The organism is Thauera sp. WH-1 (genome assembly GCF_047806685.1).
Classification (GTDB): Bacteria; Pseudomonadota; Gammaproteobacteria; order Burkholderiales; family Rhodocyclaceae; genus Thauera.
Map to the genome: position 1 here is coordinate 26,600 of NZ_JBLQGP010000003.1, position 14,804 is coordinate 41,403.

Annotated in this window: 11 protein-coding genes; 5 read left to right on the forward strand and 6 right to left on the reverse strand. The window is 69.1% G+C overall.

The window, feature by feature from the left end:
* Window positions 1-138: 138 nt before the first annotated feature.
* The 4 genes from pgi to ACMV5O_RS04485 all read right to left on the reverse strand — a co-directional run bounded on the left by pgi (window position 139) and on the right by ACMV5O_RS04485 (window position 6,946).
* Complete coding sequence (gene pgi / locus ACMV5O_RS04470; protein WP_416162362.1) at window positions 139-1,791, reverse strand: glucose-6-phosphate isomerase; 1,653 nt, start codon at window positions 1,789-1,791, stop codon at window positions 139-141.
* Window positions 1,792-1,911: 120 nt separating this feature from the next.
* Entirely contained in the window at window positions 1,912-3,048 is a 1,137-nt protein-coding gene (locus tag ACMV5O_RS04475; RefSeq protein ID WP_416162363.1) for an ABC transporter permease, read from the reverse strand.
* 41 nt (window positions 3,049-3,089) lie between these two features.
* Window positions 3,090-5,879 carry a ribosome-associated ATPase/putative transporter RbbA gene (gene rbbA / locus ACMV5O_RS04480; RefSeq protein WP_416162364.1) on the reverse strand — a complete coding sequence of 930 codons (2,790 nt, stop codon included), beginning with the start codon at window positions 5,877-5,879 and terminating at the stop codon, window positions 3,090-3,092.
* On the reverse strand, window positions 5,876-6,946 hold the full coding sequence (locus ACMV5O_RS04485; protein ID WP_324538273.1) for an HlyD family secretion protein: 1,071 nt from the start codon (window positions 6,944-6,946) through the stop codon (window positions 5,876-5,878). Before ACMV5O_RS04485 ends, rbbA begins: the two co-directional genes overlap by 4 nt.
* A 284-nt stretch (window positions 6,947-7,230) precedes the next feature.
* Between ACMV5O_RS04485 and ACMV5O_RS04490 the strand changes: the two genes are divergently transcribed.
* Genes ACMV5O_RS04490 through ACMV5O_RS04505 form a run of 4 tightly spaced genes read left to right on the forward strand, consistent with a single transcriptional unit; the run spans window position 7,231 to window position 10,814 of the window.
* Window positions 7,231-8,412 (forward strand): MlaE family ABC transporter permease, encoded by a 1,182-nt coding sequence (locus tag ACMV5O_RS04490; protein WP_416162365.1) that lies wholly within the window; start codon window positions 7,231-7,233, stop codon window positions 8,410-8,412.
* Entirely contained in the window at window positions 8,409-9,224 is an 816-nt protein-coding gene (locus ACMV5O_RS04495) for an ABC transporter ATP-binding protein (RefSeq protein WP_416162366.1), read from the forward strand. Before ACMV5O_RS04490 ends, ACMV5O_RS04495 begins: the two co-directional genes overlap by 4 nt.
* A gap of 1 nt (window position 9,225) precedes the next feature.
* Window positions 9,226-10,167 (forward strand): MlaD family protein, encoded by a 942-nt coding sequence (locus ACMV5O_RS04500; protein WP_416162367.1) that lies wholly within the window; start codon window positions 9,226-9,228, stop codon window positions 10,165-10,167.
* Window positions 10,164-10,814: an ABC-type transport auxiliary lipoprotein family protein gene (locus ACMV5O_RS04505; protein WP_416162368.1), complete on the forward strand. Its 651-nt coding sequence runs from the start codon at window positions 10,164-10,166 to the stop codon at window positions 10,812-10,814. The genes ACMV5O_RS04500 and ACMV5O_RS04505 overlap by 4 nt, the downstream gene beginning before the upstream one ends.
* 113 nt (window positions 10,815-10,927) lie before the next feature.
* Here ACMV5O_RS04505 and hisN read toward each other — a convergent pair whose 3' ends face one another.
* Both hisN and ACMV5O_RS04515 read right to left on the reverse strand, forming a co-directional pair.
* A complete protein-coding gene (gene hisN / locus ACMV5O_RS04510) occupies window positions 10,928-11,719 on the reverse strand; it encodes a histidinol-phosphatase (RefSeq protein ID WP_416162369.1) in 792 nt (263 codons plus the stop codon).
* Window positions 11,720-12,640: 921 nt separating this feature from the next.
* A complete protein-coding gene (locus ACMV5O_RS04515) occupies window positions 12,641-12,820 on the reverse strand; it encodes a hypothetical protein (protein WP_416162370.1) in 180 nt (59 codons plus the stop codon).
* Window positions 12,821-13,323: 503 nt separating this feature from the next.
* On the opposite strand from ACMV5O_RS04515, the gene ACMV5O_RS04520 reads away from it, so the two are divergent.
* Entirely contained in the window at window positions 13,324-14,799 is a 1,476-nt protein-coding gene (locus ACMV5O_RS04520) for a SulP family inorganic anion transporter (RefSeq protein ID WP_416162371.1), read from the forward strand.
* The last annotated feature ends 5 nt before the right edge of the window (window positions 14,800-14,804 follow it).

A 14,804-nucleotide genomic window follows, 5' to 3' on the forward strand; every position in this document is an offset into this window, starting at 1 on the left:
CCGCTCTGACGCATTGCGGATACCGGCCGAGGGCGGTGTAGCTCGACCCGCGGCTGATCTGAATGTAGGCAAATCCGCCGCCGAACACCAACCGCAGATTCATCTGTCGTGCCTCGCAGCGGGCGGTGGCCGCGGTGCCTACCCCTGCTTCGGGTGCTGCCTCCGGTAGCGCGCGATGAGCGCGGCGGTGCTGCCGTCATGCGCGTGGCGGTCGGCCGGCGCGTCCAGATCCTCGAGCACGCGTGCGGCGAGCTGCTTGCCGAGCTCCACGCCCCACTGGTCGAAGGAGTTCAGGCCCCACACCACGCCCTGCACGAAGGTGCGGTGCTCGTACAGCGCGATCAGCGCACCCAGCGTAGGCGCATCGAGGCGCTCGAGCAGCAGGGTGTTGCTCGGCCGGTTGCCGGCAAAGCTGCGGTGCGGCAGCAGCTGCGCGATGCGATCGGCACCGATGCCGGCCGTGCGCATCTCGGCCTCGACCTCGGCGGCGGACTTGCCACGCATCAGCGCCTCGGCCTGCGCCACCATGTTGGCGAAGGCGATGCGGGCCGCGTCGGCGCGCTCCGCGGGGGCCTCGAGCACGCCGACGAAGTCCACCGGCGCGAAGCGCGTACCCTGGTGCAGCATCTGGAAGTAGGCGTGCTGTCCGTTGATGCCCGGTTCGCCCCAGATCACCGGGCTGGTGTGGCAGCCGACCGGGCTGCCATCGGCGCGCACCGACTTGCCGTTCGACTCCATGTCGAGCTGCTGCAGGAAGGCGGGCAGGCGGTGCAGGCGTTGGTGGTAGGGGGCGATGACTTGGGTCGGGGCGTCGAGGAAGTCGATGTTCCAGATGCCGATCAGCGCCATCAGCAGCGGCAGGTTCGCCTCCGGCGGCGCGCTGCGAAAGTGCGCGTCCATCGCGCGCGCGCCGGCCAGCAGGGCGTCGAATTGCTCGGCCCCAATCTGCAGCACGATCGGCAGGCCGATCGCGCTCCACAGCGAGAAGCGCCCGCCGACCCAGTCCCAGAAGCCGAACATGTTGTCGGCGTCGATGCCGAAGGCACGCACCGCGTCGGCCTGGGTCGACACGGCGACGAAGTGGCGCGCCACCGCGCGCTCGTCGCCCGCATGCGCGACCAGCCAGCGCCGTGCGGCGTGCGCGTTGGTGAGCGTCTCCTGGGTGGTGAAGGTCTTGGAGGCGACGATGAACAGCGTGCGCCGCGGGTCGGCCTGGCGCAGCACGTCGTCGAGCTGCACGCCGTCGACGTTGGACACGAAGTGCATCTGCAGCCGCGGGTGGGCCAGATCCTTGAGCGCCTCGCACACCATCAAGGGGCCGAGGTCGGAGCCGCCGATGCCGATGTTGACCACATCGGTGATCGCCTCGCCGCCGTAGCCGCGCCATTGGCCGGCGCGCACGCGCTCGGCAAAGGCCGCCACGCGCGCGCGCACCGCGGCTGCGTCGGCGACCACGTCGCGTCCATCGAGCATCAGCGCGGTGTCGGGCGCAGCGCGCAGCGCGCTGTGCAGCACGGCGCGGCCCTCGGTGACGTTGATGCGCTCGCCTTCGAACATCGCGCGGCTGCGCTCGGCAACGCCTGCCTCGCGCGCGAGCTGCAGCAGCAGGCGCAGCGTGTCGTCGGTGAGGCGGTTCTTGGAGTAGTCGAGGACGAGGCCGCAGGCCTCGGCCTGCATGCGCCCGGCGCGCCCGGGGTCGGCGGCAAACAGGGCCGTAAGCTGTTGCGACTGGACGAGCTGACAGTGTCTGCCGAGCGCCTGCCAGGCCGGCGACTGCGCGATGGAGGTCATGGTTTGCAGAGCAAGGGGGTGAGCGCGGAATGCGCGAAGGCGGCAATGATGAGCGCAAGCCGGGGCCGACTCAAGCGGCAGCGGCCGGGCGTCGTTGCCTGCGCACGACAGGCCCGGGGGTCAGGCCTGCATCTGGCCGATCGTGTGGCGCAGGCGGTGGTGGGCGAGGGCGAAGAAGACCGCGCCGATGAGGGCGACCATGACGAACTCGGGCCACACCACGGCGATCCCCGCATCGCGGAACAGCACCCCCTGGGCAAGGCCGACGTAGTGCGTGGTGGGGGCGAAGGACATCAGTACCCGCACCAGCTCGGGCATGCTCTCGCGCGGGGTCAGCGCGCCCGACAGGATCTGCAGCGGCAGCAACACCAGGATGGACATGAGGCCGAACTGCGGCATGTTGCGCGCCAGGGTGCCCATGAAGATGCCGATCGAGGTGGCGGCAAACAGGTAGAGCAGGGTGCCGAGCGCGAACAGCAGGGCCGAGCCCGGCACCACCACGCCCAGCGCGATCTTGACCACGACCTGCAGCGAGAAGGACGAGGCCACCAGCACCACCACCGCCATCGACCAGACCTTGGACAGCATGATCTCGAGCGGCGTCACCGGCATCACCAGCAGGTGCTCGATGGTGCCGTGCTCGCGCTCGCGGATCAGCGCCGCGCCGGTGAGCAGGATGCCCAGCATGGTGATGTTGTTGATGATGGCGGTGACGGCGGCGAACCAGCCTTGCGTCAGGTTGGGGTTGAACAGCGCGCGCGGCACCAGCTCCACCGCTTGCGGCGTGACCGAGGGGTAGCCCTGCACGAAGGCGCGCACCTCGTCGTTGATGATGCTCTGGATGTAGCCGGTGCCGGTCTGGGCCTGGCTCTGGCGGGTGGCGTCCACATTGAGCTGCAGCGCCGGCGAGCGCCCGGCCAGCACGTCGCGCTGGAAGTTGGGCGGGATGTCGAGCACGAAGGTGTGGCGGCCGGCGTCCATGCCCTTGTCGATGTCGGCCAGCTCGATCATCTCGGGCGTGATGAACTGCGGCGGCTGCAGCGCGGCGACGATGCGGGCCGACAACTGCGAGCGGTCCTCGTCCGCGATCGCGATGGCGGCGCGTTGCAGGCTCTCCGGGCGGGCGCGGGCGTCGGCGTAGATCGAGCCGGTGAACATGAACACGATCAGGAACAGCATCGTCCAGTCGCCGAGCAGACTGTGGAACTCCTTGATGCCGAGGTGCCAGGTGTTTCTCAGCGTGCCGCGCGTGTGCATGGGGGCGTCCTTGCCTCTGTCCCGGTCCGGTGGCCCGGCGCCTAGCGCGCCTGCTTCTTCAGCAGCAGCACCGAGGCCAGGGTCAGCACCGGGATCGCGATCAGCAGCGGGACGAAGGCGGCCCACAGGTCGCCGAAGTCGAGCGCCTTGGCGAAGGTGCCGCGGCTGATGTTGAGGAAGTGGGTGGTCGGGTAGGCCTGGCCGATGAGGGCGCCCACGCCCTCGAGCGAGGACACCGGGTCCATCATGCCGGAGAACTGGATCGCCGGCAGCAGGGTGCCGATCGAGGTGCCCGCCATCGCCGCCACCTGGCTGTCCGTCAGCGTCGACATCAGCAGGCCGAGGCCGGTGGTGGCGGTGACGTAGAGCAGGGCGCCGAGGACCAGCGTTGGCAGGCTGCCCTTGAAGGGCACGCCGAACAGCGTGATCGCGAGCACGAACAGCAGCGCGAAGTTGAACAGCGACAGCGCGATGTAGGGCAGCTGCTTGCCGAGCAGGAACTCGAGCTTGGTCACCGGCGTGGTGTAGACGTTGAGGATGGAACCGAGCTCCTTTTCGCGCACCACGCCGAGCGCCGTCAGCATCGACGGGATGAAGACCAGCAGCAGCGGAATCACCGCCGGCACCATCGCCACCAGGCTCAGCATGTCGGGGTTGTAGCGGTAGCGCACGGCGATGTCGGCCAGTGGCGCAGGCGCGGTGCCGGTGGCCGCGGCGACGCCCTCGGCGAGCGTCTGTGCATGCACGCCCAGCATGTAGCCGCGCGCCACTTCGGCACGCATCGGCATCGCGCCGTCGAGCCACATCGCGATCTCGGGTCGGGCGCCGCGCGCGAGCTCGCGGCCGAAGCCGGGCGGGATCTCGAGCGCCAGCGCCAGCTCGCCGCTGCGCATGCGGCGGTCGAGGTCGTCGTGGCTGAGTAGCGGCGCCTGCTCGGAGAAGTAGCGCGAGCCCGACAGGTTGAGCGTGTAGCGCTCGCTGTCGGTGCTGCGGTCGTGGTCGAGCACGGCGTAGTTGAGGTTCTCGACGTCGGTGGTGATGCCGTAACCCATCACCAGCATCAGCAGCACGGTGCCGAGCAGGGCGAGGGTGAGGCGGAAAGGGTCGCGGCGCAGCTCGGTCGCCTCGCGCGCGCTGAAGCTCAGCAGCCGCGCCAGGCTGAAGCGCGGCGGGCGGCGGGGGGACGACGGCGGGCTCGATGTCAGACCCGGCGCCGCCTCCGGTGCAGGGGACGCGGCGGGCAAGGGCGCATCCGCCGCTGCCTGGCCGGCGTGCTGTGCCGACGGCGGCTCGACGCCACTCGCCTCGGCCAGATAGCCGACGAAGGCGTCCTCGAGGCTGGGGGCACCGCGCTGCGCCATCAGCGCAGCCGGGGTGTCGCTGGCGAGGATGCGGCCGGCATGCATCAGCGAGATGCGGTTGCAGCGCTGGGCCTCGTTCATGAAGTGGGTGGTGATGAAGATGGTCACCCCGTCGCGGCGCGACAGGTCCACGATCAGTGCCCAGAAGCGGTCGCGCGCCACCGGATCGACGCCCGAGGTGGGCTCGTCGAGGATGAGCACGTCGGGCCGGTGCAGCACCGCCACCGCCAGTTGCAGGCGCTGGCGGATGCCGAGCGGCAGCGCGTCGGGCAAGGCCTCCATCACCGGCGCGAGCTCGAAGCGCGCGGCCAGCTCGGCAATGCGCGCTTCGCCCGCGGGCGCCGGCAGGTCGAACAGGCGGGCATGCAGCTCGAGGTTGCGGCGCACCGACAGCTCGCCATACAGCGAAAAGGCCTGCGACATGTAGCCGACCCGGCGCCGGGTGTCGATGTTGCGCGCATCGAGCACCTCGCCGAGCAGGCGCGCCTCGCCCTTGGTGGGCGGCAGCAGGCCGGTGAGCATCTTCATCGTGGTCGACTTGCCGCAGCCGTTCGAGCCGAGAAAACCGAAGATCTCGCCGCGGCGGACGTCGAGATTGACGTCGTCGACCGCCACGAAGTCGCCGAAGCGCATCTGCAGCGCGCGCGCCTCGATCACCACCTCGCCCGCATCGAGCGGCGGGATGGACAGGGGCGAGTGATCGCTGCGGCGCTCGGGCGGCAGCAGGGCGAGGAAGGCTTCTTCCAGGCTGGCGCTGGCGGTGCGCGTGCGCAGCTCGGCGGGCGTGCCCGTCGCCAGCACGCGGCCGGCATCGACCGCCACCAGCCAGTCGTAGCGTTCGGCCTCTTCCATGTAGGCGGTGGCCACCAGCACGCTCATGCCCGGGCGGCGCAGCCGGATGCGTTCGATCAGCTCCCAGAACTGACGCCGCGACAGGGGATCGACGCCGGTGGTGGGCTCGTCGAGGATCAGCAGGTCGGGGTCGTGGATCAGCGCGCAGCACAGGCCGAGCTTCTGCTTCATGCCGCCCGACAGCTTGTTGGCCGGGCGCGATTCAAAGCCCTCCAGGCCGGTGGCGGCGAGCAGCTCGGCAATGCGGCGCTCGCGTTCGCTGCGCGACTGGCCGAACAGGCGACCGAAGAAGTCGACGTTCTCGAACACCGACAGGGTGGGGTAGAGGTTCTTGCCCAGGCCCTGCGGCATGTAGGCGATGCGCGGGCACACGGCGGCGCGGTGGCGCGCGCTCGCCATGTCGCCGCCCAGCACCTCGATGCGGCCACGCTGGATCCTTCGTGCGCCGGCGATCAGCCCGAGCCAGGTGGATTTGCCCACCCCATCGGGGCCGATGAAGCCGATCATGCGGCCGGCCGGGATGTCGAGGCTGACCCCGTCGGCCGCCCGTGTCGCGCCATAGCGGTGCTCCAGCCCATCGAGGCGGACGACCGCTGGCGTGGCGCCAGGGGCGGTCACGGCAGCTTCACCTCCAGCGCGGCAGGCCAGGGGCGCGCCGCGTCCAGGCGCACGTGAGCGAGGCCGGGCAGGCCGGTCTTGACCTGTTCGGGGTACTGGCGCAGCAGTTCGGGATCGACCCGCGCCTTGACGCGGAACACCATCTTCTGGCGCTCGCTCTGGGTCTCCACCGTCTTGGGCGTGAACTGCGCGACGCTGGCCACATAGGACAACTGGGCCGGAATCACGAACTGCGGTGCGGCATCGAGCACGATGCGCACCTCGCTGCCCATCGCCACGCGGCCGGCGGCGCGCTCGGGCAGGAAGAAGGTCATGTACACGTCACCGACATCGATCAGGCTGACCACCTTGCCGCCACTGCCGATCACCTCGCCCGGCTGCACCACCCGATACTGCACGCGGCCGTCGCGCGGTGCGCGCAGCACGCCGTCCTCGATGTCGGTGCGCAGGCGGGCCACCACCGCCTCGGCGGCGGCAATGCCGGCCTCGGTCTGCGCGACCTGGGCGCGCGTCGCCGCCACGGCCGCCTGCGCCGCGGTGATCTGCGCCTGGGCAACGCGCACGTTGGCCTCGGCGTTGCGCGCGCGGGCGGCGTTGTCGTCGGCGATCTGGGCCGAGGTGGCGCGCTCGGAGAGCAGCGCCTGCGAACGCGCGCTGGTGCGGCGGGCGACGTCGAGCTCGGAACGGCGCTGCACCAGCACCGCCTCATTCATCAGGACGTCGGCCTCGCGCTGCGCCACCAGCGCGAGCGCGGTCTGGCGCGCGCTGCGGGCGTTGGCGAGCTCGGCCAGCGCCTGCGCGAGCTGGGCTTCGACCGACTTCATGTCCATGCGCGCGACGACGTCGCCGGCGCGCACGAAGTCGCCTTCGTTGACCAGGATGTCGGCCACCCTGCCTGCGGCGCGTGCGGCGACATCCACCTGGGTTGCCTCGATGCGGCCATTGCCGCGCACCACGTTGCCGTCGTCGGCGGGCGGGCGCAGCGTGGTCCAGGCGGCAAAGGCGATGGCCAGCACAACGAGGGCGGCGATGCCACGGAGAACGAGGGACTGGGTTTCGGCTTTCATCGGGGCGTCCTGACGCGCAAATCGGGCCCTGTAGTAAGATGCCGCCGGCTTTCTCGGATGACCGGCTGGCAGCCGGGGCAAGCGGCCGACGGCGAACGGAAATGCCGCCGGGTCTCGGCCTGGGCACGGTCGTCGGGCGGGTGCACGGGGCCTCGTGATTATGCCATCCGCAGCAGCTCCGGGGCCTCGTGATCATCCGGGCGGCGCGAACCCAGCGCGGGATTCCCTGTCTGGCTACTCCCGCACACTGACGATTCTTCAAGCGCAAGGCGAGACGTCCAACCATGTCTGCATCCACCCATCCCTTATGGCCGCTCGACCGCGTGCTGGCGAGCCCCGGGCGCGCCGAGCTGACGCCCGACGCCGCGGGGGGCGGGGCCTTGCTCAGCCTCACGGGTGATTGGACGCTGGCCCACTACAAGGCGCTGAACGCACGCGCCGCGGCGCTGCGCGCGCGCATCGGCCCTGAGGTGCGCATCGACCCGAGCGCGCTCGGCGCGATCGACACCGCCGGTGCAAAGCTGCTGCACAGCCTGCTCGGCGCGCAGCGGCTGGCCGAATTGGCGGCCGATGCCAGCGCGCTGCCCGCCGAGCGCCGCGCGCTGCTGAAGGCGGTGGCGAGCGCGCTCGACGTCGAGGCGGCCGCGCCACCCCGGGCGGGCAATGCGCTCGCCGACGTGCTCGAACACGTCGGCCGCACCATGGGCGTGTTCTGGCAACACGTCGTCGGCCTCACCGGCTTCATCGGCTTGATACTCGAGACCGCCCTGCGCGTGATGGTGCAGCCGCGGCGCTGGCGCATCACCGCGCTGGTCGCCAACCTGGAAAAGACCGCCCTCGACGCGGTGCCCATCATCGCCCTGCTCACCTTCCTGGTCGGCGCGGTGGTGGCCTTTCTCGGCGCCACCGTGCTCGCCGACTTCGGCGCCAGCATCTTCACCGTCGACCTGATCGCCTACTCCTTCCTGCGCGAATTCGGCGTGCTGCTCGCCGCCATCATCGTCGCCGGCCGCACGGCGAGCGCCTTCACCGCGCAGATCGGCTCGATGCGCGCCAACGAGGAGGTCGATGCGATCCGTGTGCTCGGCCTCGACCCCATCGAGCTGCTCGTGCTGCCGCGGGTGTACGCGCTGCTGCTGGCCCTGCCGATGCTGAGCTTCGTCGCCATGGTGTCGGGCATCGTCGGCGGCATGCTGGTGTCGGCGCTCACGCTCGACATCTCGCCGGTGATGTTCCTGTCACGGCTCGAGAGCAACGTCGGCCTCATCCACTTTCTGGTCGGCATGGCCAAGGCACCGATCTTCGCCTTCCTGATCGCCGTCATCGGCTGCCTGGAAGGCTTCCGCGTGCAGGGCAGCGCGCAGTCGGTGGGCGAGCACACCACCTCGGCGGTGGTGCAGTCGATCTTCGTGGTCATCGTCGTCGATGCGATCGCCGCGCTGTTCTGCATGGAGATGGGCTGGTGACGGCGGGGCCGGCGAGCGCCGCCGACAACATCATCGAGGTGCGTGGCGTGCGCAACCAGTTCGGCGCGCAGGTGGTGCATGAGGCGCTCGATCTCGACGTGCGACGCGGTGAGATCCTGAGCGTGGTCGGCGGCTCGGGCACCGGCAAGTCGGTGCTGCTGCGCACCATCGTCGGCCTCAACCGGCCGCGACTCGGCAGCGTGCGCGTGTTCGGCCAGGACCTGCTGGCCCTGCCGGCGACGCAGCGCATGGCGGTCGAGCGCCGCTTCGGCGTGCTGTTCCAGAAGGGCGCGCTGTTCTCGTCGCTGACGGTGGCCGAGAACGTGGCGTTGCCGCTGATCGAGCACGCCGGCCTGAGCGCGCGCGAGGCGGCGCAGCTGGCGGCGCTCAAGATCGCGCTCGCCGGCCTGCCCGCGCTGGCGGGGGAAAAATACCCGTCCGACCTGTCTGGCGGCATGGTCAAGCGCGCGGCGCTGGCGCGGGCGCTGGCGCTCGACCCCGACATCCTCTTTCTCGACGAACCCACCGCCGGCCTCGACCCGATCGGCGCGGCGGCCTTCGACCAGCTCATCCTGACTCTGCGCGATGCGCTCGGGCTCACGGTGTTCATCGTCACCCACGACCTGGATACCATCTACACCATCACCGACCGCGTCGCCGTGCTGGCGCAGAAGAAGGTGCTGATCAACGCCGCGCTGGACGAGGTCGCCGCCTGCGACGACGCCTGGATCAGCGAGTACTTTCACGGCCCGCGCGGCCGGGCGGCGGCCCTCGCCGTGGCGGGCACTGCCGTGGCAACGGAGAAAACCTGACATGGAAACCCGCGCCCATCACGTGCTGATCGGCCTGTTCACCGTGCTCGTCATCGGCGCCGCGCTGCTGTTTGCGCTGTGGCTGGCGAAGGCCGACAGCGACCGCCAGTTCGAGGTCTACGACATCGTCTTCCAGGAGGCGGTCACCGGCCTGTCGCGCGGCAGCACCGTCGAGTTCAACGGCATCCGCATCGGCGAAGTGACCGGCTTGCGGCTGGATCCGCAGGACGCCCACCGCGTCATCGCCCGTGTGCGCGTCGACAGCGAGGCCCCGGTGCGCACCGATACCCGCGCGCGCCTGGTGCCGGCGGGGATCACCGGCATCTCGATCATCCGCCTGACCAGCGGCGACGATGCGGCTAGCACCAGGCTGCAGGGCCGCGACGACGAGGTGGCGCAGATCATCGCCACCCCTTCGCCGATGAGCCGCCTGCTTGCCGACGGCGAGGATGTGGTCTTCAACGTCAACGAACTGCTGATCCAGGCGCGGGCGCTGTTTTCGGCCGACAACGTCGCCGGCATCGGCCGCACGCTGCAGAACCTGGAGCAGACCACCGCCGGCCTGGCCGCGCAGCGCCAGGACGTCAGCGAGGCGTTGCGCCAGCTCACCCTTGCCAGCCAGCAGGCCAACGCGGCGCTGGCCGAGGCGACGCGCGCGATGGGCGCGGCCAACCGCCTGATCGACGTGCAGGGCACGCGCACCCTGAACAGCGCAGAGCGCTCGATGCAGGCCTTCGAGCGCGCGATGATCACCCTCGACAGCCTGGTCGCCGACAACCGCGGCCAGCTCGACAGCGGCATGCGCGGGCTGGCCGAACTGGGCCCGGCGATCGGCGAGCTGCGCAGCACGCTCGCGTCGCTGCGTGCCATCACGCGCCAGCTCGAAGACCGGCCCGCCGACTATCTGCTCGGCCTCGAACCGACCAAGGAATTCACCCCATGAACGCAGACCGCAAGGGTTTCGGCTCCTCCCGCTTCCTCGGTCGCCTGCGCACTGGCGCGGCGCTGGCCTGCGCCGCCGTGCTGGTGTCGGCCTGCACCATCCTGCCCAAGGCCGAGCCGGTGGACGTCTACCTGCTGCCGGCGGGCGAGCCCGCCGCATCCCCCCGCAGCGCACAGCAGTCGCTGCCGATCTCGCTGCGCATCGCCCGCCCGGCCGCCGGCGTGCATCTGGCCGGCCAGCGCATCGTGGTCATCCCCGAGGACAACCTCGTCAGCATCTACAAGGGCGCGGGCTGGAGCGACCCGGCCCCCATCCTGGTGCGTAACCGCCTGCTCGACGCCTTCCGCGCCGACGGGCGGATTGCCGCCCTGAGCAGCGACGAGCGCCGCCTGCACGCCGACTTCGAGATCGACAGCGACCTGCGTGCCTTCCAGACCGAATACCGCGACGGCCGGCCCGAAGTTGTGGTTCGCCTCGATGCGCGCCTGTACCGCCCCGACACCCAGCGCATCGTCGCCAGCCAGCGCTTCGAGTTCCGCCAGACGGCGACCGATACGGCCGTGCCGGCGGTCGTGCAGGCCTTTGGCGGGGCGTCCGACCGGCTCGCAGAGGCGGTGGTGGAGTGGGTGGTGGCTGTCGTGCAATGAGTGTCGGGCGGTCTCGACCGGATCACGGGCCAGGTGGAGCCGCCAACCCATAGCGGCCCGCCGAGCATCTCAAGGCGGCGCGGCAAGCATCGGGGTGAAGCGGTCGCCTGGTGTCACAAGGCGTGCCGCAGGTGCTCGACGAGTTGCGCATGCAGGCGTGGATCGCCGCAGGCAACGACCGCACCGCCGTTCTGGGCGGAGCTGCCGTCCCAGGCGCTCACAACGCCGCCCGCCCCCTCGATGATGGGGATCAGTGCCTGTATGTCATAGGGCTGAAGACTGGCCTCGACGATTGCATCCACGAACCCCGAGGCGAGCATGCAGTATGCGTAACAGTCGCCGCCATACCGCGTCAGCCGGGCGCGGCTCGCGACTGCGTCGAACGCGGCGCGCTGCTCGGGTGTCTGGAACATGTCGGGCGTCGTGGCCATCAGGACCGCCGACGACAGGCTTTCGCACGACCGCGTCCGCAGCCGGGCCCCGTTGGACCGGGCACCGGCTGTCGTGCCGATGAAGCGTTCGCCGGTGAAGGGTTGGTTCATCACCCCGAGCACCGGGCCATGGCCGTCGTTGAGGGCGATGAGGGTGCCCCACAACGGAAGTCCGGTGATGAACGCACGCGTGCCATCGATGGGATCGAGCACCCAGGTCAGCGGACTGCTGCCACTTTGAGCGCCATCTTCCTCGCCGAGGATGCCGTGCGTCGGGTAGCGGTCCCGGATCAACTTGCGCATGGCTTGCTCGGCCGCCTTGTCGGCGACGGTGACGGGGTCGAACACCTGGCGCCCCTTGTCCATGACCTCGAGTTGCGATCGGAAATAGGGGCGGATGGCCTCGGCCGAGGCATCGGCCAGTTGTTCTGCGAAGGCCAGGTATTCGGCGAGCTGATCTGCGGGGAGTGGCATCGAAAGCGATTTCTCGGCTGGAAAGGAATGGATATTAGCCTGCTTTGCCGGTCAGCTCGGCGGTTCACGGCGCGCAGGGTTCGGTCTGAGCAAGGTGGCCGGACTCGATTATGCGACTCAGGGCATCCGCGTGAATGCGACCGAGGCGAACGGCAGTTCAGCCGAGGTGGGAGCGGTATCTGAGAAGTGTGATTCGAGACGGTGCGGGGGCAGGTTGAGTGTCGGAATTTTTTACAACGCGCGGACCTGGGGTGAGCTCCGCGAGGTTCGTTGCGCCCCTGAGTTGCGTCTTCACGTCAAACGGTACGGTCGTCCTGAGATCAGTCCCGCAGGCTGAAACGGCGTCGGAGCTTGTCCAGGTCGCGGTGAAGGGCCGAACGGTCACGTCCGCCAACATCTTGAGATGGAGCAATCTCGCGGACGTGGCGCATGTCTTGCTTCAGCCACCCTGACTGACTCGGAGGTCAACGCCGCCGCGCATCGGGCGACCCATGCGGAGGCGGCGGCGACCGCGTCGACCGCTTGAGGAGCGGTCACAGGACCAAGGCGATCGAAGATCCTGCCTCTGGTGCGGCGGCTGAGTGTCCAGATGAACCTCGGCAGAGAAGGAGCAGGCCATGAAGTGGATATGCGCGATGATCACGGGGGCTGGAATGCTGATTTCAGGCGCGGCAGCCGCAGTGCCCTATACGCTCATGTTCGAGCGACGACGATGCGGGCGCGAACCAGGAGCTGGTCTTTCGCAGCTACGCGACTTACGACGACCTGGTCAACAACCTCAATCCGTCGGATGCCTTCTCGCCGATCGACATCGCCAGCAACTTCAGCACCACCGGCCTCATGGCAATGGTCGGCGGCGGGGGGCCGCCCAATCCAGTTCCTCTTCCGTCTACGTTGGCACTGATTATGGTGGCACTTCTGTCAGGCCCCGTGCGCACTGCCTTGACGCGTATCGCCTAGCTCGCGCTGGCGGAACACCGGCGCCCGCTCGTCCATGAAGGCCTGCAGGCCTTCGCGGAAGTCGTCCTCGAGGAAGCAGCGTTGGAAGCGATCTCGCTTGGAAGCCGGCCCTTCCGCGAGGGCCGTCTGGGTGCTGCGCACGCTGGCCTTGATGCGGCATGCGACCGGGCTGGATCCAGGATGTCGGCGCCGGTGCAGAAGTGCGCCAGGGGCCATAGGCGCTGCTCTTGATCATGAAGGCGCCGAACGGCTCCGTTGGTTGCGTGCAGCGCGCTCGAGGCTTGCTGCATTGCAGCAATTCGGCTAGAGTCCTGCCGTCTTCGGCTGCGAGCATCTCGGATTGATGCGCGCGCCCGCCGAAATCGTCCTCACAACATCAGACCAAGCGACCCATGTAAGCCTTGCCCCTCACTGCGAGTTGTTGCTTTGCCTCCACGCTCGCGCGAGGCTTGCCCCAATCCGTTCGCTTGCACCACCGTTTCCAGCTTGAATCGACGCCGCCGCGCGGGCTTGTCGATTGTGCCGTCACCCCCGCTTGGTCGGGGCACAGGGGGCACTGCGCCCATTTGCGAAGCTGCCTGGCGTGAGTTCATCGCGTCCCGTTCCCGGGTATGCGTCAACCCTTGACGGACACATAACGACAAATGAAATCCCTCCACCAGGACTGGCTCGCCAACGTCCGCAACGATCTGCTCGCCGGTCTCGTCGTCGCGCTGGCGCTGATTCCCGAGGCGATCGCCTTCTCGATCATCGCCGGCGTCGATCCCAAGGTCGGGCTCTACGCTTCTTTCTGCATCGCGGTGGTCATCGCCTTCACGGGGGGGCGCCCCGGCATGATCTCGGCCGCTACCGGCGCCATGGCCCTCGTGATGGTCACTCTGGTCAAGGACCATGGGCTGCAATACCTGCTTGCCGCGACGGTGCTGACCGGGGTGCTGCAGATCATCGCCGGCTGGATCCGGCTCGGACGGCTGATGCGCTTCGTGTCGCGCTCGGTGGTCACCGGCTTCGTCAACGCGCTCGCCATCCTGATCTTCATGGCGCAACTGCCGGAACTGACCAACGTCACCTGGCACGTGTACGCGATGACCGCCGCCGGTCTCGGCATCATCTACCTGTTCCCGTACGTCACCCGCTCGATTCCGTCGCCGCTGGTGACCATCGTCGTGCTGACGGCAGTGGCGATCGTGCTCGAGCTCGACATCCGCACCGTCGGCGACATGGGCCAGCTGCCCGACAGCCTGCCGGTATTCCTGATCCCGGACGTGCCGCTCAACTTCGAGACGCTGGCGATCATCTTCCCGTACTCGCTGACGCTGATGGTGGTGGGCCTGCTCGAATCGCTGATGACTGCGACCATCGTCGACGACCTCACCGACACGCCCAGCAACAAGGACCGCGAATGCGTCGGCCAGGGCGTGGCCAACATCGCCAGCGGCTTCATCGGCGGCATGGCGGGCTGCGCGATGATCGGCCAGTCGGTGATCAACGTGAAATCCGGCGGTCGCGGCCGGCTGTCGACGCTGTCGGCCGGTCTCTTCCTGCTTGCGCTGCTGATGCTGGTGGGCGACTGGGTGGCGCGTATCCCGATGGCGGCGCTGGTGGCAGTGATGATCATGGTGTCGATCGGCACCTTCGACTGGAACTCGATCCGAAGGCTGCGTGAGCATCCGCCCAGCTCCAGCATCGTGATGATCGCCACCGTGGCGGTGACCGTCGCCACCCACGACCTGGCGCAAGGCGTGCTGGTCGGCGTGCTCGCTTCCGGCTTCTTCTTTGCGCACAAGGTTGGCCGCATCCTCGGCATCCGTTCGCTCGCCGAGGACGAAGGCCGCCTGCGCCGCTACACCGTCACCGGCCAGGTGTTCTTCGCCTCGGCCGATGCTTTCGTCGCCGGCTTCGACTTCAAGGAAGTGATCGACAAGGTCGTCATCGACGTATCGCGCGCCCACTTCTGGGACATCACCGCAGTGAGCGCGCTGGACAAGGTGGTGGTGAAGTTCCGCCGCGAGGGCACGGAGGTGGAAGTGATCGGCCTCAACGAAGCCAGCGCGACGCTGGTCGACAAGTTCGCCGTGCACGACAAGGGCGACGGCGCCGATTTGCTCACCGGCCACTGAGGAGA